The organism is Streptomyces sp. NPDC127092 (assembly GCF_042722475.1).
In the GTDB taxonomy this organism is placed as follows: domain Bacteria; phylum Actinomycetota; class Actinomycetes; order Streptomycetales; family Streptomycetaceae; genus Streptomyces.
The window spans coordinates 1-17927 of sequence record NZ_JBHXFE010000036.1; the positions used below are offsets into that span (position 1 = coordinate 1).

At 72.3% G+C, this 17927-nt stretch carries 17 protein-coding genes and 1 pseudogene; 11 read left to right on the plus strand and 7 right to left on the minus strand.

Annotated features, from left to right (window positions below):
- The 6 genes and pseudogenes from ACFWJO_RS26580 to ACFWJO_RS26605 all read left to right on the plus strand — a co-directional run.
- Positions 1–1645, plus strand: a pseudogene (locus ACFWJO_RS26580) (hypothetical protein); the annotation flags it as partial.
- A gap of 114 nt (positions 1646–1759) precedes the next feature.
- The gene (locus ACFWJO_RS26585) at positions 1760–2695 is read left to right on the plus strand and encodes a cellulose-binding protein (protein ID WP_384413587.1); all 936 of its coding nucleotides are present in this window, start codon (positions 1760–1762) and stop codon (positions 2693–2695) included.
- Positions 2696–2802: 107 nt separating this feature from the next.
- Entirely contained in the window at positions 2803–3771 is a 969-nt protein-coding gene (locus ACFWJO_RS26590) for an ABC transporter ATP-binding protein (protein ID WP_386869013.1), read from the plus strand.
- 3 nt (positions 3772–3774) lie between these two features.
- Positions 3775–4554 (plus strand): ABC transporter permease, encoded by a 780-nt coding sequence (locus tag ACFWJO_RS26595; protein WP_386869015.1) that lies wholly within the window; start codon positions 3775–3777, stop codon positions 4552–4554.
- Between the two features lie 229 nt (positions 4555–4783).
- Complete coding sequence (locus tag ACFWJO_RS26600) at positions 4784–5884, plus strand: ABC transporter ATP-binding protein (protein WP_385692542.1); 1101 nt, start codon at positions 4784–4786, stop codon at positions 5882–5884.
- Positions 5881–6690 (plus strand): ABC transporter permease, encoded by an 810-nt coding sequence (locus tag ACFWJO_RS26605; protein ID WP_386869018.1) that lies wholly within the window; start codon positions 5881–5883, stop codon positions 6688–6690. Before ACFWJO_RS26600 ends, ACFWJO_RS26605 begins: the two co-directional genes overlap by 4 nt.
- A gap of 34 nt (positions 6691–6724) precedes the next feature.
- Here the strand turns inward: ACFWJO_RS26605 and ACFWJO_RS26610 are convergent, their stop codons facing one another.
- The gene (locus ACFWJO_RS26610) at positions 6725–7051 is read right to left on the minus strand and encodes an ATP/GTP-binding protein (protein ID WP_386869020.1); all 327 of its coding nucleotides are present in this window, start codon (positions 7049–7051) and stop codon (positions 6725–6727) included.
- Positions 7052–7275: 224 nt separating this feature from the next.
- Between ACFWJO_RS26610 and ACFWJO_RS26615 the strand changes: the two genes are divergently transcribed.
- Positions 7276–8310, plus strand: a complete 1035-nt coding sequence (locus ACFWJO_RS26615; RefSeq protein WP_386869022.1) for an LLM class flavin-dependent oxidoreductase — start codon at positions 7276–7278, stop codon at positions 8308–8310.
- Between the two features lie 162 nt (positions 8311–8472).
- Here ACFWJO_RS26615 and ACFWJO_RS26620 read toward each other — a convergent pair whose 3' ends face one another.
- A complete protein-coding gene (locus tag ACFWJO_RS26620; protein WP_384413606.1) occupies positions 8473–8865 on the minus strand; it encodes an SCO5389 family protein in 393 nt (130 codons plus the stop codon).
- Between the two features lie 251 nt (positions 8866–9116).
- On the opposite strand from ACFWJO_RS26620, the gene nucS reads away from it, so the two are divergent.
- The gene (gene nucS, locus ACFWJO_RS26625) at positions 9117–9806 is read left to right on the plus strand and encodes an endonuclease NucS (protein ID WP_386869023.1); all 690 of its coding nucleotides are present in this window, start codon (positions 9117–9119) and stop codon (positions 9804–9806) included.
- 76 nt (positions 9807–9882) lie between these two features.
- On the opposite strand, the gene ACFWJO_RS26630 is transcribed toward nucS, so the two are convergent.
- The 4 genes from ACFWJO_RS26630 to ACFWJO_RS26645 form a co-directional block, all read right to left on the minus strand.
- Complete coding sequence (locus ACFWJO_RS26630; protein ID WP_386869025.1) at positions 9883–12534, minus strand: ATP-binding protein; 2652 nt, start codon at positions 12532–12534, stop codon at positions 9883–9885.
- Positions 12535–12803: 269 nt separating this feature from the next.
- Positions 12804–13127 carry an STAS domain-containing protein gene (locus tag ACFWJO_RS26635; RefSeq protein WP_019889522.1) on the minus strand — a complete coding sequence of 108 codons (324 nt, stop codon included), beginning with the start codon at positions 13125–13127 and terminating at the stop codon, positions 12804–12806.
- Positions 13128–13314: 187 nt separating this feature from the next.
- Positions 13315–14163, minus strand: a complete 849-nt coding sequence (locus tag ACFWJO_RS26640) for a 3-hydroxyacyl-CoA dehydrogenase family protein (protein ID WP_385692546.1) — start codon at positions 14161–14163, stop codon at positions 13315–13317.
- A gap of 155 nt (positions 14164–14318) precedes the next feature.
- Positions 14319–14960 carry a TetR/AcrR family transcriptional regulator gene (locus ACFWJO_RS26645; protein WP_386869027.1) on the minus strand — a complete coding sequence of 214 codons (642 nt, stop codon included), beginning with the start codon at positions 14958–14960 and terminating at the stop codon, positions 14319–14321.
- A gap of 72 nt (positions 14961–15032) precedes the next feature.
- Here ACFWJO_RS26645 and ACFWJO_RS26650 point away from each other — a divergent pair, with 72 nt between their 5' ends.
- From ACFWJO_RS26650 to ACFWJO_RS26660, 3 genes are all read left to right on the plus strand, one after another.
- Positions 15033–15806, plus strand: a complete 774-nt coding sequence (locus ACFWJO_RS26650) for an ABC transporter ATP-binding protein (RefSeq protein ID WP_386869029.1) — start codon at positions 15033–15035, stop codon at positions 15804–15806.
- A gap of 65 nt (positions 15807–15871) precedes the next feature.
- Positions 15872–16621: an ABC transporter permease gene (locus ACFWJO_RS26655; protein ID WP_384420670.1), complete on the plus strand. Its 750-nt coding sequence runs from the start codon at positions 15872–15874 to the stop codon at positions 16619–16621.
- 13 nt (positions 16622–16634) lie between these two features.
- Positions 16635–17207, plus strand: a complete 573-nt coding sequence (locus tag ACFWJO_RS26660) for a cob(I)yrinic acid a,c-diamide adenosyltransferase (protein ID WP_384420668.1) — start codon at positions 16635–16637, stop codon at positions 17205–17207.
- Here ACFWJO_RS26660 and ACFWJO_RS26665 read toward each other — a convergent pair.
- Entirely contained in the window at positions 17127–17801 is a 675-nt protein-coding gene (locus tag ACFWJO_RS26665; RefSeq protein ID WP_386869031.1) for a hypothetical protein, read from the minus strand. The genes ACFWJO_RS26660 and ACFWJO_RS26665 overlap by 81 nt on opposite strands.
- Between the last annotated feature and the right edge of the window lie 126 nt (positions 17802–17927).

The window sequence follows — 17927 nt, forward strand, 5'->3', positions numbered from 1 at the left end:
GGCCGCCGACAAGCGCCGCGCCGACGCCGCCGAACAGGCCGACACCCTCATCGCCGAGGCCACGGCCGAGGCCGAGCGGCTCACCGCCGAGGCGGAGCAGCTCAAGGTCGAGGCCGAGCAGATCAAGGCCGACGGCGAGGCGGAGGCCGACGCGCTGCGCGCGGCCGCCCGCGCCGACGGCGAACAGGTCCTCGACGAGGCCCGCAAGGCCGCCGACAAGCGCCGCGCCGACGCCGCCGAACAGGCCGACACCCTCATCGCCGAGGCCACGGCCGAGGCCGAGCGGCTCACCGCCGAGGCGGAGCAGCTCAAGGTCGAGGCCGAGCAGGTCAAGGCCGACGGCGAGGCGGAGGCCGACGCGCTGCGGGCGGCCGCCCGCGCCGACGGCGAACAGGTCCTCGACGAGGCCCGCAAGGCCGCCGACAAGCGCCGCGCCGACGCCGCCGAACAGGCCGACACCCTCATCGCCGAGGCCACGGCCGAGGCCGAGCGGCTCACCGCCGAGGCGGCCGAGCTCCTGGAGGCGACCGAGCAGGACGCGCAGCGGATCCGTGCCGAGGCCGAGCAGGTCAAGGTGGACGGCGAGGCGCACGCGCAGGCGCTGCGCAGCGCCGCGCTCGCGGACGCCGACCGCATCCTGGACGAGGCCCGCAAGGCCGCCGACAAGCGGCGCGCGGACGCCGCCGAGCAGGCGGACACGCTCGTCGGCGAGGCGCGCGCGGAGGCCGAGCTGATCGCCGAGGAGGCGGCCCGTATCAAGGCGGACGCCGAGGCGGCGGCGGAGGAGATGCGCTCCGAGGCGCGCGCCGAGGCCGACCGCACGCTCGACGAGGCCCGCGAGGCGGGGGCGAAGAAGCGCGCGGACGCCGCCGAGCAGGCCGACCAGCTGATCACCAAGGCCCAGGAGGAGGCGCTGCGCGCCACCACCGAGGCCGAGGAGCAGGCGGACACCATGGTGGGCGCTGCCCGCAAGGAGGCCGACCGGATCGTCGCCGAGGCCACCATCGAGGGCAACTCGCTGGTGGAGAAGGCCCGTACGGACGCCGACGAACTCCTCGTCGGGGCGCGCAGCGACGCGACCGCCATAAGGGAGCGGGCGGAGGAGCTGCGTTCCCGCGTCGAGGGCGAGATCGAGGAGCTGCACGAGCGGGCGCGGCGCGAGACGGCCGAGCAGATGAAGACGGCCGGCGAGCGCGTGGACAAGCTGGTGAAGGCCGCGGAGGAGCAGCGCGCCGAGGCCGAGGAGAAGGCCAGGGAGCTGGTCTCGGAGGCGACCTCGGAGGCGAGCAAGGTCCGTATCGCCGCCGTGAAGAAGGCCGAGGCGCTGCTGAAGGAGGCCGAGCAGAAGAAGGCCTCGCTGACCGCGGAGGCGGAGCGGATCAAGGCGGAGGCCGAGCGGATCAGGGCGGAGGCCGAGCGCGAGGCCGAGCAGACCGTCTCGGAGGGCAAGCGCGAGCTGGACGTCCTGGTGCGCAGGCGCGAGGACATCAATGCCGAGATCTCCCGTGTCCAGGACGTGCTGGAGGCGTTGGAGTCTTTCGAGACGCCGTCAGCGGGATCGAAGTCCGACGGCGGCCGGGACGGGGTCAAGGCGGGCGCGTCGGCGGGGTCCACTCGTTCGGGGGGCAAGTCCTCCGAGAGCTAGCCACTCAAAAGGCTGGACATTCTCCAGATCAAACGGGCATACGCTCGATGACACGCCGCTTCGACCCCTAGGATTCCCTCTAACACCTCACCGGTCTCATTCGACAGGAACCCCATGAGCGACACTTCCTCCCCCTTCGGCTTCGAGCTCGTGCGGCGTGGTTACGACCGCGGTCAGGTGGACGACCGCATTACCAAGCTCGTCGCCGACCGTGACAGTGCTCTGGCCCGAATCACCTCTCTGGAAAAGCGCATCGAGGAGCTGCACCTCGAAACGCAGAACGCCCAGGCCCAGGTCACCGACGCCGAGCCGTCGTACGCCGGTCTCGGTGCTCGCGTCGAGAAGATCCTCCGGCTGGCCGAGGAGGAGGCGAAGGACCTGCGCGAGGAGGCCCGGCGCGCCGCCGAGCAGCACCGCGAGCTGGCCGAGTCCGCGGCCCAGCAGGTCCGCAACGACGCCGAGGCGTTCGCGGCCGAGCGCAAGGCCAAGGCCGAGGACGAGGGCGTCCGGATCGTCGAGAAGGCCCAGGGCGAGGCGAACTCGCTGCGCGCCGAGGCCCAGAAGGACGCGCAGTCGAAGCGCGAGGAGGCCGACGCCCTCTTCGAGGAGACCCGCGCCAAGGCCGCCCAGGCCGCCGCGGACTTCGAGACCAACCTGGCCAAGCGCCGCGAGCAGTCGGAGCGCGACCTGGCCTCGCGTCAGGCGAAGGCCGAGAAGCGCCTGGCGGAGATCGAGCACCGCGCCGAGCAGCTGCGCCTGGAGGCGGAGAAGCTGCGTACGGACGCGGAGCGCCGGGCCCGCCAGACGGTGGAGACCGCGCAGCGCCAGGCCGAGGACATCGTGGCCGACGCCAACGCCAAGGCGGACCGCATCCGCAGCGAATCGGAGCGCGAGCTGGCGGCGCTGACGAACCGCCGCGACTCGATCAACGCCCAGCTGACCAACGTCCGCGAGATGCTGGCCACGCTGACCGGTGCCGCGGTGGCCGCGGCCGGTTCCCCGATCGACGACGAGCGGACCGCGGGCGTCCCGGCGCAGCAGACCCGCTGATCCGCCGACGGGCTGATCCGGCGCCGGGCGTACCGGCGTACCGCTGACGCGAAAACCCCCTGCCATTCCGGTGGCGGGGGGTTTCGCGCGCCCGTAGCTTGGTACGCATGATCGAGCTTGAGGGCCTCACCAAGCGGTACGGATCGAAGACGGCGGTCGACCATCTCACCTTCACCGTACGGCCCGGGATGATCACGGGCTTCCTGGGGCCGAACGGGGCGGGCAAGTCGACGACGATGCGGATGATGCTGGACCTGGACAGCCCGACGAGCGGGACGGTCCTGATCGACGGCCGGCACTACCGGGAGCTGCAGGAGCCGCTGAAGTACATCGGGGCGCTGCTCGACGCCAAGGCGATGCACGGCGGCCGCTCCGCGTACAACAACCTGCTGTGCCTGGCCCAGTCGAACCGCATCCCGGAGCGACGGGTCGGCGAGGTGCTCGACCTGGTCGGTCTGACGGCGGTCGCGAGGAAGAAGTCGAAGGGCTTCTCGCTCGGCATGGGGCAACGGCTGGGAATCGCCTCCGCGTTGCTGGGCGATCCCGAGATCCTGATGTTCGACGAACCCGTCAATGGTCTGGACCCCGAGGGAATTCACTGGATCCGCAATCTGATGAAGGCGCTCGCGGCGGAGGGCCGGACGATCTTCGTTTCCAGTCATCTGATGAGTGAAATGGCGCTGACGGCCGATCATCTGATCGTGATCGGACAGGGAAAGCTCCTCGCCGACACGTCGATGGCGGATTTCATCCAGCAGAATTCCCGGAGTTACGTGCGACTGCGCTCGCCGCAGCAGGAACGTCTGCGGGACGTGCTCCACGCGAACGGATTCGTCGTGGTCGAGGCCGGCGGCGGGACGCTCGAGGTGGACGGCACGACGACGGAGAAGCTGGGCGAGCTGGCGGCCGCGAACCAGATCGTGCTGCACGAGCTGAGCTCCCAGCGGGCCTCGCTGGAAGAGGCGTTCATGCAGATGACGGCGGGCGCGGTGGAGTACCACGCGCACGGTACGGACGTACACGGCGGCGGCGAGCCGGCCGGGCCCCGTTGGGGCGAGAGCTTCGAGGGAGTCTGATCGATGGCAGCGGCATCCGCGGTCCTCCAGTCGGAGTGGACCAAGATCCGGACGGTCTCGTCGACCGTGTGGACGCTGGCGAGCGCCCTGCTCGTCACGGTGGCGATGAGTGCGGCGCTGTGCGCGCTGATGGCGTCGGAGTTCGACAACCTCAAGGAGGTCGAGCGGGCCACCTTCGACCCGACCTTCCTCAGCTTCTCCGGGATGATGCTCGGCCAGCTGGCGATGGTGGTCTTCGGCGTCCTGGTGGTGGGCACCGAGTACTCCTCGGGCATGATCCGCACCTCGCTGGCCGCCGTGCCCCAGCGGGCCTCCTTCCTCTTCTCGAAGATCGCCGTGGCCGGCGCCCTCGCCCTGCTGGTGGGTCTGGCGACCAGCTTCCTGTCCTTCTTCCTCGGCCAGGCGCTGCTGGGCGAGCACCGCACGACGCTCGGCGCGGACAACGTGCTGCGGGCCGTGATCGGCGGCGGCCTCTACATGGGCCTGATCGCGATCTTCTCCATGGGCGTGGCGGCGATGCTGCGCTCCTCGATGCTGTCGCTCGGCATCCTCGTGCCGTTCTTCTTCCTGATCTCGCAGATCCTGTCGGCGGTGCCGAAGGCCAAGGAGGTCGCCCGCTACTTCCCGGACCAGGCCGGCTCCAAGATCATGCAGGTGCTGCCGGACGCGATGGGCACGGAGAAGGCCCCGTACGGACCGTGGGGCGGCCTCGGGATCATGCTGGTCTGGGTGGCGGCGGCGCTGGCCGGCGGCTATCTGGTGCTGAAGCACCGGGACGCCTGAGCCGGCCTGACCCCCCTGCCCCCTACCCCCCTGACCTTTCCCTGCCCTCCCTGACCCTTCCCTGACCTCCCTGAGCCTTCCCTGACCTTTCCCTGAGCTTTCGCCGGATCACGATCCGGGCTTAGCCGGAACCGTCAACGGCTGGATAAGCTCCTAGCTCATACGGGGGGCTCCGGCCGCCGGCCGTCACGCCCCGAGAAACACCCGACCATGTCGATGGGGCTGGAGAATGATCGAGGCAGTCGGCCTGACGAAGCGCTACGGCGCCAAGACGGCCGTGTACAACCTTTCCTTCCAGGTGAGACCGGGTCACGTGACCGGCTTCCTGGGCCCCAACGGCTCGGGCAAGTCGACCACGATGCGCATGATCCTCGGTCTCGACCGGCCGACGTCCGGGCACGTCACGATCGGCGGGCACCCGTTCCGGCAGCTGCCGAACGCGCCGCGGCAGGTCGGCGCGCTGCTCGACGCGAAGGCCGTGCACGGCGGCCGCAGCGCCCGCAACCACCTCCTGTCGCTCGCCCAGCTGGCCGGCATCCCGGCCCAGCGGGTCGACGAGGTGCTCGGCGTCGTCGGCCTCCAGGACGTGGCCAAGCGGCGCTCCAACGGCTTCTCGCTCGGCATGGGGCAGCGCCTCGGCATCGCGGCGGCGCTGCTCGGCGACCCGCAGGTGCTGCTCTTCGACGAGCCGGTCAACGGCCTCGACCCCGAGGGCATCCTCTGGGTGCGCAACCTGATGAAGAAGCTGGCCGCCGAGGGCCGGACCGTCTTCGTCTCCAGCCACCTCATGAGCGAGATGGCGCTGACCGCCGACCACCTGATCGTGATCGGCCGCGGCCAGCTGCTCGCCGACATGAGCGTCAAGGACTTCATCTCGGCGAACTCGGCCGACTTCGCCCGGGTGCGCACCCCGCACACCGAGCCGCAGCAGCGCGAGAAGCTGACCACGGTGCTCACCGAGGCCGGCGGCCAGGTGATGCCGGAGCCGGACGGCGCGCTGCGCGTGACCGGCCTGCCGCTGCCGCGGATCAGCGACCTCGCGCACGACGCGGACGTGCGGCTGTGGGAGCTCTCCCCGCACCAGGCCTCGCTGGAGGAGGCGTACATGCGGATGACGCAGGGCGCCGTCGACTACCGCTCCACCGACGACCGGCTGGCCCACCTCCAGCCGCCGATGCCGCCGCACCAGCTGCCGCCGCCGCAGCAGCAGTACGTGGTCCCCGAGGTGCCGCAGCAGGGCTGGTACGCCCCGCCGCCGCCCGGACAGAACCCGTACACCACCCCGCAGAACCCGCAGGCGCAGGGCCCGAACACCGAGGACGCCCGATGACGACCCCGTACTCGTACGTCTCCCCCATCCCCGTGCGCAAGGCGCACCTCGGCGACGCGCTCGCCTCGGAGTGGACCAAGATCCGCTCGGTCCGCTCCACGATCTGGACCCTCGGGATCATGATCCTGCTGATGCTCGGCATCGGGCTCGGCGTCGGCGCGATCGTGTCGGCGTCCGAGGTGTCCACCGAGGGCGAGACCGCGCTCGGTCTCGGTTTCTTCGGTGTGCTGCTCGGCTCGATCTGCGTGATCACGCTCGGCGTGCTGACGATCGCGTCCGAGTACGGCACGGGCATGATCCGCACCACGCTGACGGCCTGCCCGAGCCGCGCGCGGGTGCTCGCGGCGAAGGCGATCGTCTTCTTCCTGCTGGTCTTCGGCATCACCACGCTGACGGCGACCGTCGTCGCGCTGGTCCAGGTGGCGATGGTCGACGCCGCCGAGCCCACGACGGCGGAGTGGCTGCGGGCCACGGTCGGCGTCGGCCTGTTCGTCGCGCTGCTCGGACTGCTGTCGCTGGGCGTCGGCGCGATCATCCGGCACTCGGCAGGCGCGATCACGATCATGATCGGTGTGCTGCTGCTGCCGCTGGTGTCGGCGATGTTCATGTTCGCGGAGTCGCTCGTCAAGGTGCGGGAGTGGCTCCTCGACTACGCGATCCCGAGCCAGCTGATCGCGCTGTACGCGGGCCGCTCGGCGGTCACCGGGGACGGCCCCTCGGGCTGGGACCCGGTGTGGATCATGGCGGTCCTGGCGGCCGCGGTGCTCGGCGGCGCGTTCGCGCTGATCAACAGCAGGGACGTCTGAGGCCGCCCGCCGACGGGATCGCCCAGGCGATCCCTCAGTAGCGAGGCGCGTTGCGGGACCGCTGCACCCGGGTGGTGCGGCGGTCCTTCGCGTTCCAGCAGGCCTTGTGCCAGTGACGGCGGTCGTCGACGCCGCCGTACTCGGGCCAGGCCACCACGTGCGGCGCGCCGGAGGGGATCTCCTGGTCGCAGCCGGGGCAGCGGTAACGCTTGCCGGGCGCGCTCGCGCCGGCGACGTGGCGCACGTACCACTCCTCGCCCTGCCAGGTCTCGGTGCTCTGCACACCGCCGTACCGGTCGCCCGGCTCGCTCTGCCGCGGGGGCTGCGCGCCGCCTCGCGGGCGGTTGTGGCGCGGGGACACTTCGGCACCTCGCTCGGGGTCGGTGACACGGACGGTTCCGTCCAGCCTACGGGCCGCGACGGGGTGGCCCGGCACGGGCGGGTGGCGGATCAGCGGAAAATCGCAAGAACTTCATGACGGGCCGTTGCCTTTGGCACGTGTCAGACGTTGTTGCCAGTACGAGGGGGACGCGCGGGCGAAGTCCGCGAGGGGGAGAACGCGCCGACCGCGAGGAGGCAGAAGCGATGCGCGTGGGTACGTTCGTGCTGGCCGCCCAGTTTCCGGGCCAGGGTCAGGGAGAGGCACTGCACCGGGCGGTGCGGACCGCCGAGGTCGCCGAGGAGGCGGGCCTCGACTCGGTCTGGCTGGCCGAGCACCATTTCGTGCCGTACGGGGTGTGTCCGTCGGCCGTGACGCTGGCCGCCCTGCTCCTGGGCCGCACCCGCCGGCTCCGGGTCGGCACGGCGGTCAGCGTGCTGCCGACCGTCCACCCGGTGGCGCTGGGCGAGCAGGCCGCCCTGCTCCATGTGACCTCCGGCGGCAGGTTCACCCTCGGGGTGGGCCGCGGCGGTCCCTGGGTGGACCTGGAGGTGTTCGGCGCGGGGCTCCCCGCGTACGAGAAGGGCTTCCCCGAATCGCTCGACCTGCTGCTGCGCTGGCTGCGCGAGCCCCGGGTCGGCGCCCAGGGGGAACGATTCGCTTTCCGTGAGGTGGCCGTCGTCCCGGCCCCCGGCGAGCTGATCGGCGGGCCCGCCGCACCGGAGGTCGTCGTCGCCTGCACCTCGGCGAACAGCGTGCGGCTCGCCGCCGAGCGCGGGCTGCCGATGCTGCTCGGCATGCACTGCGGCGACGAGGAGAAGGCCGAGATGGTGGCCTGCTGGGAGCGGGCGGCGCGGGAGGCCGGGCACGACCCGGACGAGATCGCCCGGATCGGCGCCGGCCATGTCTCGGCGGGCGTGGTCCAGCTCGCGGACCGGACCGCGGACGCGGCGGAGGCCCTGGTGAAGGCGATGCCGGGCTGGCTGAAGCAGGGTCTCGACGCCCATGTGACGGTGGACGGCCGGTACCGCGCGATGCGCGACCCGGTCGCGTACACCGAGCTGCTGTGCGGACTGCACCCGGTCGGCACGCCCCGGCTCGCGGCGGACCGGCTCGCGGCGACCTCGGAGCGCACGGGCATCACCCGCTTCGCGCTGCTCGCCGAGGGCTCCGGCGACCTCGCCGCCACCGAGGAGAACGTGCGGCGCCTGGGCACCGAGGTGCTCCCGCTGCTCGGCTGAAACCGGGCGTGCCCGCCGCACGGGCGACACGGGCACGTACGGCATGCGGCAGGGCCGCATGTGCTGGGACTGCTTGGAGAAGTGCATGGGGTGAGGCAGGACCATGCCGCCGCTACGCGACTGTTCTCTCTCCCGCGACGCGGAGCGGCGGCACCAGGCCTGTCAGCAGTCGCGCAGTTCCGGCGACTGGTTGAGGAGCTGCGCCCGTACGGACGTGAAGCGGGCGAGCCGCTCGTCGACCGACGGGTCCAGCGGGAAGACCGCCACGCGGTGGCAGTTCTGGAAAGCGAGTCGTACCCCGAAGTGCCGCTGCAGCGCACCACGGATGGCATCGCTCGCGAGAGCGCGCAGCAGCTGACCACGTGCCTGCTCGTCCGGCGGCGGCGTCTGGTTGTCGGCGAACTCTCCGCCGTCGACCTTCAGCTGTGCCACCAGAGAACTGATCATCTCCCATGCGTAGGGCAGGGAGGTCCGGACGCAGTCGACGAAGTCGGCTTCGTCGACCTCGCCTCGCTCGGCCTGATCCAACAGCGCCGGTGAGACGTCGAGCGACATGGGTTCTCCTCTCGCGACCCCGCCGGGCGGGGTCTTGCGGGCAGGGACAGGTGGCCGAGCCGCACACGCAGCGTGCCCGGACGACGACCTCCTGTCCTCCACGTTAAGCGCCGGGTCCTGCCCGCACCAGGAGAATGGGCGCACAACCGGCCAATAAGTGACGGACGTTGGGGCGCGCGCCGGTCGGGCGCCGGCGGACGCCCGGCGCCCGAATCGCGTGGAGGCGTGCCCGTCTTGTAGCGTTGCCGACCATGCGTCTCGTCATTGCCCGTTGTTCCGTGGACTACGCGGGCCGGCTCACGGCCCACCTGCCCTCCGCCCCCCGTCTGATCCTGGTCAAGGCCGACGGCAGCGTCTCGATCCACGCGGACGACCGGGCGTACAAACCGCTGAACTGGATGTCGCCGCCGTGCACGCTGAAGGAGAGCGTGAACGGCGAGGCCGCCGAAACCGGCGCGGCTGCCGTGTGGACGGTGATCAACAAAGCGGGCGAGAAACTGATCATCACGATGGAGGAGATCCTCCACGACTCCTCGCACGAGCTGGGTGTCGACCCGGGTCTCATCAAGGACGGCGTGGAGGCCCACCTCCAGGAGCTGCTCGCCGACCGCATCGAGACCCTGGGCGAGGGCTGGACGCTGGTCCGCCGCGAGTACCCGACGGCCATCGGCCCGGTGGACATCCTGTGCCGGGACTCCGACGGCGGGACGGTCGCGGTGGAGATCAAGCGGCGCGGCGAGATCGACGGCGTCGAGCAGCTGACCCGCTACCTGGAGCTGCTCAACCGCGACCCGCACCTGGCGCCGGTGAAGGGCATCTTCGCCGCCCAGGAGATCAAGCCGCAGGCGCGCGTGCTCGCGAACGACCGCGGGATCGACTGCGTGGTCCTCGACTACGACGCGCTGCGCGGCATCGAGGACGACAAGCTGCGGCTGTTCTGACCTTCGGACGCCGAAGACGTACGGGAAGGGCCCGGGTGCGAGGGATCGCGCCCGGGCCCTTCGCCGTGTGCGGCCGTCAGGCCGCGGGGCTGCTGCTCTCGGAGGTGCCGGCGGTGGCGGACTCGGAGCGGGAGGCGGTGGCGGAGTTGCTGGGGCCTTCGCCCGTGCCGGTGCTCTGCGTCGGCGAGGGCGTGGTCTCCGTCGGCGTCGGCTGCGTCGTCGTCGTGGTCGGCGACGGGGTGGCCGACGTCGTCGGCGGCTTCGTCCTCGTCGGGGACGTGGTCGGCCTCGGCGGCGTCGTCGTCGGGCTGCTCGGCGTCGGGCTGCCCGACGACGACGGCGAGTCCGACGGCGTCGGGCTGTCCGTGGTGCCGGTGGTGCCCGGGGTGGGCGTGCCGGTCGTGGTCGGGGAGGCCGGGTCGGAGGGGCCGCCGGTGGCGTCCTCGGTGGGATCGGCCTCGCCGTCATCGCCGTCGTCGTCGAAGGGGTCCTCGCCGGCGGTGCTGTCGGAGGTCACGCGTCCGGTGCCGCCCGGGTTCTCGGCGTCGCCGGAGGTGGCGCCGAGGGTGACGACGGTGCCGAGGACGGCGACGAGCAGGGCGCCGGCGCCGACGGCCGCCAGGTTGCGGCGGGCTCCGCCGAGGATGCCCTTGCGCAGGCCGTCCCGCTTCCCGTCCCGGCCCTGGTCCTTGTCCTGGTCCGCGCCGCCGACGACGACGGTCGCGGGCTCGTCGGAGAAGGCCGCGAAGGCGTCGAGGGAGGCCTTCGAGGCGACGGGTGCCATCGGTCGCGCCGGGGTCGGCGGGGCGAGGTCCGGGAAGGCGGGCTTCGCCGGGAGCGCGGCGGCCCTCGGGATGCCGCGGGGCGGCGAGGCGGGGCCGTCGCGGCGCGGGAGCGCGGCGGGCCGGGGCGCCGACGGGAGTGCGGCGGTGGGCGCGGTGGCGCTCACGGGAGCGGCGGGGGCCGCGGGCGTGGCGGGCGCGGGTTCCACGGGCGTGGTCTCGCCGGTGAGGTCGGCGACGAGCGCGAGGGCGCGGCGGCCGGCGACCGTGCCGCGCTTGTCGGCGAGGGCGCCGCGCATGGCGATGGAGGCCTCGAGTTCGGCGCGGGCTCGCTGGAGGCTGCCGCGGCAGAGCGCGAGGACGCCCAACTCGTGGTGGAACCAGGCTTCTTCGGAGACCTCGCCGGTCAGGCGGGCGGCTTCCTGGCCGCCGCGCAGGGCGCGTTCCCAGGCGCTCCAGTGGAGTCCGGCGGCGAAGGCGGGCGCGGCGGCGCGGGCGAGCAGGACGGCGGTGGCGGCGTGCTCGGGGGTGGTACCGGGGACCAGCGCGGCGAGGGCGGCGAGCAGCGAGTCGGCCTCGGCGGTGGCGCGTTCGGGGGTGACGGAGGGGTGGCCGGCCCACCAGGCGTAGTGCTGGGCGACGGTGTGGGCGCGGTCGGTGACGTCGGTCTCGTAGCCCTGCGCGACGAGCTGGGTGAGGACTCCGGCGGCGAGGCGGTAGCGGGTGCCGACCGGGGAGAGCAGTCCGCAGGCCATGAGTTCGCCGACGGCTGCGTCGGCGTGGGTGTCGCCGACGAGCGCGGGCAGGTGGGCCTGGTGCGGGACCTCGCCGCCGAGGGCGACGGCGAACCGCAGGGTGTCCTGGGCGGCGCGGCTGAGCCGGGAGGCGAGCAGCACGGCGGGGGCGGCGCCCTCGCCGAGGCTGGGCAGGGGTATGTCGCGCAGTTCGACGTCGGGGTCGTCGGCGGAGGGTGCCGAGCCGGTGGGCGCGGGGGCGCCGGAGGGGCCGAAGGCCTCTTCGAGGGCGCCGAAGGCGTCGAACTCGGCGGGGCCGACACGGAGCCGGTCGCGCTGCCGGAGCAGGGCGCCGGCCTGGACGAAGCGGAGCGGCAGGCCCTCGGACTCGAACCAGAGGTCGCCGGCCCAGTTGATCTCGTCGTCGGTGAGGGCGCGGCCGGTGGCGTGGCCCAGGAGTTCGACGGCGGCGGCGCGGCCGAGGCCGGTCAGGGCGAGTTCTTCGAGTCCGGCGTCGGCGGAGGCGGCGGGCGCGTCGGGTGCGGCGGCGAAGAGGAAGGCGCAGTCGGGGGTGGCGGCGAGGAGTTCGTCGAGGGCGGCGCCGCCGAACTCGAGGTCGTCGACGAGGACGATGGCGCCGATGGTGCGGACCTCCAGGAGGAGTTCCTCGCGGTCGGGCCGGAAGCCGGGTGCGTGCTGGACGGCGTGGAAGAGCTCGTACAGCAGGTCGGTGGGCGTGCGGTGGTGGCCGGAGAGCCGGACGACGCCGTCGGGCGCGATGGTGGCGCATTCGGCGGCGACGGCGTCGAGGAGGCGGGTGCGGCCGGAGCCGGCGGGCCCGGTGACGCGGGCGGAGCGGCCGCGGGTGAGGTGCTGGACGAGCGTGTCGCGCTGTTCCTGCCGTTCGAGGAGCGGGAGGGCGGGCGCCGCGGGTCCTGGCGGTACGGGCGGGGTCGCGGCGCGGGCGGCCTCGGCGCGCTCCTGGGCGGTGCGGCGGCGGGGCGCGGGGGGCTGTTCCCCGGGCGGGCAGACCTCGATCTCGCTGCCGTCGAGCGGGTTGACGGTGAGCAGGAGGCCGCCCGAGACCAGGCGGGCGGTGCGCACGCGGGCGGGGGCGGTGGACACGGGGGCGGGTGCGGCGAGACCGGGGCGGGCGTCCTCGCCCTCGGCGTCGTGACCGTACTCCTCCGGTCCCCGGTTGATCGGGTCCATGGTCCAAGCTCCCAAGCGGCGGGCGATGTGCAGGCGAGCCGACCCTAGACGGTTGTCCGGGTCCCGGGAACATCCGGGGGGCCGTGGAGACCAAGACGTCACGGTCTTGTGAGGATTGGGTGTGACGCCTGGTTCGCACAGGTGCTTCACAGCCCCGTGGTGTGCCCGTGACATATGCGCCACCTGTGCGCCTCCGGCGCGGTCGGGCGCGGGCGGCCGGCACCGGCGGTCGGCGGGCCGGCCGGCGCGGGCCCTCGCGAACGCGGGCGTCAGACGCGGGGCAGGGACTCCGCGGCGAGGCCGCCCTCGATCGCGAGGATGCGGTGCAGCCGGGTGGCGACGAGCAGGCGCTGCATCTGGGGCGGCACTCCGCGCAGGACCAGGCGGCGGCCGCAGCGGCCGGCCCGGCGGTGGGCGCCCATGATGACGCCGAGTCCGGTGGCGTCCCAGGAGTCGAGTCCGGTCAGGTCGAGCACGAGGTCGCCGACTCCGTCGTCGACGGCCGAGTGCAGGACCGTACGGGCGTCCGCCGCGCTGCGGACGTCGAGGCGGCCCCCGACGACCAGCTCGGCGTGGTCGCCCCTGATGTGCATATGCGCTCCCCGAGAGTGCTCCGTGTCGTGTGCCCGTCTACGCAACGCTTGACTGCCGCATCGGCAGAAGCGTTGCGCCTTGTAAGCGAACCGATATCGAAATTCACCCCTGGGGGCGATGGTGCCGGGGCGGTCGGACCCCTGTGCGTCATCGGAACGCCACCCCGGCCCGTGCTCGGCCGCGGTGTCAGTACGTGTAGAAGCCCTGCCCGCTCTTGCGCCCGATGTCACCTGCGTCCACCATCCGGCGCATCAGCTCCGGCGGCGCGAACTTCTCGTCCTGGGTCTCGGTGTAGATGTTGCCGGTGGCGTTGACGAGGATGTCGACGCCGGTGAGGTCGGCGGTGGCGAGCGGGCCCATGGCGTGGCCGAAGCCGAGCTTGCAGGCGATGTCGATGTCCTCGGCGGTGGCCACGCCCGACTCGTAGAGCTTGGCGGCCTCGACGACGAGCGCCGAGATGAGGCGGGTGGTGACGAAGCCGGCCACGTCGCGGTTGACGACGATGCAGGTCTTGCCGACGGACTCGGCGAACTCGCGGGCGGTGGCGAGGGTTTCGTCGCTGGTCTTGTACCCGCGGACCAGCTCGACGAGCTGCATCATCGGGACCGGCGAGAAGAAGTGGACGCCGACGACCGACTCCGGCCGCTCCGTCACCGCGGCGATCTTGGTGATCGGGATCGCGGAGGTGTTGGACGCGAGGACCGCGCCGTCCTTGGCGATCTTGTCGAGGGAGCGGAAGATCTCGTGTTTGACCTCCAGCTTCTCGAAGACGGCCTCGACGACGATGTCGGCGTCGGCGACGGCGTCGAGCTCGGTGGTGGCGGTGATCCGCCCGAGCGCGGCCTCGGCGTCGGCGGCGTCCAGCCTGCCCTTGGCGACGAAGCGCTCGTACGAGGTCTTGATGGCGTCGGTGCCTCGGGTCAGGGCGGCGTCCGTGACGTCGCGCAGGACGACGTCCCAGCCTGCCTGGGCCGAGACCTGCGCGATGCCGGACCCCATGAGTCCGGCTCCGATGACGGCGAGCTTCCTGGCCACTTCTTCCACCCCTCATCGCCTGAACGGCTGTTCACTTCTGGCTCTTCGGCGGAGATTAGCGGGCGGCGGGCGCTATGTGACCGCTAAGTAAGCCACGTCACGCCCGGTTTGACGGACGTCACACTCGCGACACCCCGCGGCCGGCCGGATCGCCGTCACCCGGCGGCGCGCACCGCGTAGTCGAGCACCTTGTCGCCGAGCAGGTCCTCGATCTCGTCGAGGAGGTCGAGGGCTTCGCGGGAGACCTCGGTCGCCTTGCCGCCCGCGGTCATCCGCTCGGTGATGAACTCGACGACGGCGCCCTGGATCCAGCCGATCTGGCTGCCGACGAGCAGCGGCACGGGGTCGTCGGGCCCGGCGCCGACCTCTTCGCGCAGGGCGGCGACGGTGGCCTGACGGACGTCCTGCTGGAGGTGGAAGAGCCGGGCCTTGAGCGTGGGGGCGTCCTCGATCACCCGCATGAAGTCGGCGTACCCGTCCATCAGGCCGTACGCGGGCGAGACGGCGGCCACGTGACCGCGGATCTCGCGCAGCACGGCCCGGGCGGCGGACTCCCCCACGTCACGGCCGCGGATCATCCGCGCGAGGCGCTGGGTGACGCCCTCCATCCGGTCGAAGAAGAGGTCCTCCTTGGCCGGGAAGTAGTTGTACACGGTGTTGACGGAGACGTCGGCGGCCTCCGCGATCTCCGCCACCGTGACGGCCGCGAAGCCGCGCTCCAGGAAGAGCCCGGTCGCGATGTCCGAGATCCGCTGTTTCGTCTGGCGCTTCTTGCGCTCCCTCAGCCCTTCGGTCACGCCCGCCATCCTAGACCTCCTGAAATTTTGGAGGCATTGCAAAATTTCAGAGACTCTGTTTTTGTGGTCGTCATGGCAATCATCAGCACCTCCGGCCTTTCCCGGACCTTCCGGACCAGGCGGGGCGAGGTGACGGCGGTCCGTGGGATCGACCTCACCGTCCGCCCGGGCGAGATCCTCGGCTTCCTCGGACCCAACGGCGCCGGCAAGAGCACGACCCTCCGCATGCTCAGCACCCTGCTCCCGCCCACCGGCGGAGTCGCCACCGTCGCCGGCCACGACCTGCTGCGCGATCCCGTGGGCGTCCGGCGGAAGATCGGGTACGTCGCCCAGTCCGGCGGCGTCGACCCGCAGGAGACCGTCCGCTCCGAACTCGTGCTCCAGGGGCGGCTCTACGGCCTCTCCCGCGCCGAGGCGGCCGCCCGCGCCGCCGAACTCGCCCGCGACCTCGACCTCACCGAGCTGCTCGACCGGGGCTCCACCGCCCTCTCCGGCGGCCAGCGGCGACGGCTCGACATCGCCCTCGGCCTCACCCACCGGCCCGAGCTGCTCTTCCTCGACGAGCCGACCACCGGACTCGACCCGGGCAGCAGGACCGCCCTGTGGGCGCTGGTGCGGCGGCTGCGTGACGAGCAGGGCACCACCGTCGTCCTCACCACCCACTACCTCGACGAGGCGGACGCCCTCGCCGACCGGCTCGTGATCATCGACAAGGGCGAGGTCGCCGCCGAGGGGACACCCGCGGCGCTCAAGGCCGCGCACGCGGCCGACACCCTCCAGGACGCCTTCCTCGCCGTCACCGGGCGCGGCCCCGCGCCCGTCGACCAGACCCCCGTCGCCGTCTAGGGACGGGCGGCCCCCTGGGGTTTTCGTGCCCCGACCCCCGATCCACGACCGACCAGGAACCCACGATGCTTCTCCACGACACCGCGGTCCTCTTCGGGCGCTACGCCCGGCAGACCCTCCGCTCGCCGTTCCAGATCTTCTTCGGCACCCTGATGCCGCTGCTCTACCTGTTCTTCTTCGGCCCCCTGCTCACCGGACTCCCGCTCGGCCGCGAGGGCGACTCCTGGCAGGTCCTGGTGCCCGGACTGCTGCTCCAGCTCGGCCTCTTCGGCGCCTCCTTCGCCGGGTTCGCGGTCATCATGGAGAAGAACTGGGGCGTCCTCGAACGGCTCCAGGTCACCCCGGTCAGCCGGCTCGCGCTGCTCCTCGGCCGGGTCCTGCGGGACGCCGCGCTCTTCGTCTTCCAGGCCGTGCTGCTGGTCCTCGCCGCCCTGACCATGGGCCTGCGGGCACCGCTCGGGGGCATCCTGATCGGCTTCGGCTTCGTCGCGCTGCTCACCTTCTCGCTGGCCGCGCTCTCGTACGTGCTCGCCCTGCGGCTCCCCAGCCCGCAGGAGTTCGGCCCGGCGGTCAACACCCTCGCCATGCCGTCGATGCTGCTGTCCGGACTGATGCTGCCGATGGCCCTCGCACCCGGCTGGCTGGACGTGCTGTCCCACTTCATGCCGTTCCGCTACCTGGTGGACGCGGTCCGGGACGCGTACGTCGGGCACTACGCGACCACGACGATGCTGTACGGCGTCCTCGTCGCCCTCGGACTCGCGGCGCTCGCCGTGACGGTCGGCACACGGACCTTCCGGCGGGCCGGGGCGTAACTAGGCTGGAGTCATGGTCAATCTGACGCGCATCTACACCCGCACCGGCGACCAGGGCACCACCGCCCTCGGCGACATGAGCCGGACCGCCAAGACCGATCTGCGGATCTCGGCCTACGCCGACGCCAACGAGGCCAACGCCGTCATCGGCACGGCCGTCGCGCTCGGGCAGCTCGACGAGGACGTGGTGAAGGTCCTCGTCCGCGTGCAGAACGACCTGTTCGACGTGGGCGCGGACCTGTCCACGCCGGTCGTCGAGGACCCGAAGTACCCGCCGCTGCGCGTGGAGCAGTCCTACGTCGACAAGCTGGAGGCGGACTGCGACCGCTTCCTGGAGCGGCTCGACAAGCTGCGCTCCTTCATCCTGCCCGGCGGCACGCCCGGCGCGGCACTGCTGCACCAGGCGTGCACGGTGGTCCGGCGGGCCGAGCGGTCCACGTGGGCGGCGATGGAGGTGCACGGCGAGACGATGAACCCGCTCACGGCGACCTACCTCAACCGGCTGTCAGACCTGCTCTTCATCCTGGCGCGGACGGCGAACCGTGAGGTCGGGGACGTGCTGTGGGTCCCGGGCGGGGAGCGCTGACGTCCGCTCCGCGGCGGCCGGGGCCCTCCCGGCCTGGGCGTTCCCGGCCGGTTCCTTCCCGGCCGGGGCCTTCCTCGGCCAGACCGCGTACGACAGGGCGATGAGGCCGTGGATGCCGACGGCCCGCCAGGCGCCGTACATCCAGCTCCTCAGCGAGGAGGTGTCGCCGTCCCCGCCGACGTACGCCGTCGCGGCGAGCAGCAGGCCGGTCGCGACGGCGCCGCCGACCAGCGTACCGAGCCAGACCCTGCCCTCGTGGCGGGCGCGGGCCATCCCGTACTGAGGAGGCTTGGGCGGTCGCGGGCCGCCGCCGAGGCGGTGGGCGGCGTGGCCGTCGAGCCACTTCACGGTGCGGTGTCCGTGGCCGACGGTGTAGCCGATGTAGAGCGCGGCCAGGCCGTGCTTCCAGCTCGGATCGGCGCCGTTCTTCAGGTCGACCGCGGTGACGACCAGCAGCACGACCTCGAGCAGCGGCTCGCACAGCAGCAGGGCCAGGCCGGTGCGCGGCATCTTCAGCAGGTAGCGGGCCGCGAGGCCCGCGGCCAGCAGCACCCAGAAGCCGACCTCGCAGATCACGATGAGCGTGACGATCACGGCGGCACTCCTTCTTCTCGTCCCCCGTCGTCCTTCCAGACTCCCGGCGGCCCGGCGCGGATTCGTCGTCGCCGAAGACGAAGTGCGGCTACATCCTTCGACGGAGGGCCGGATCGGCCCGGGCGG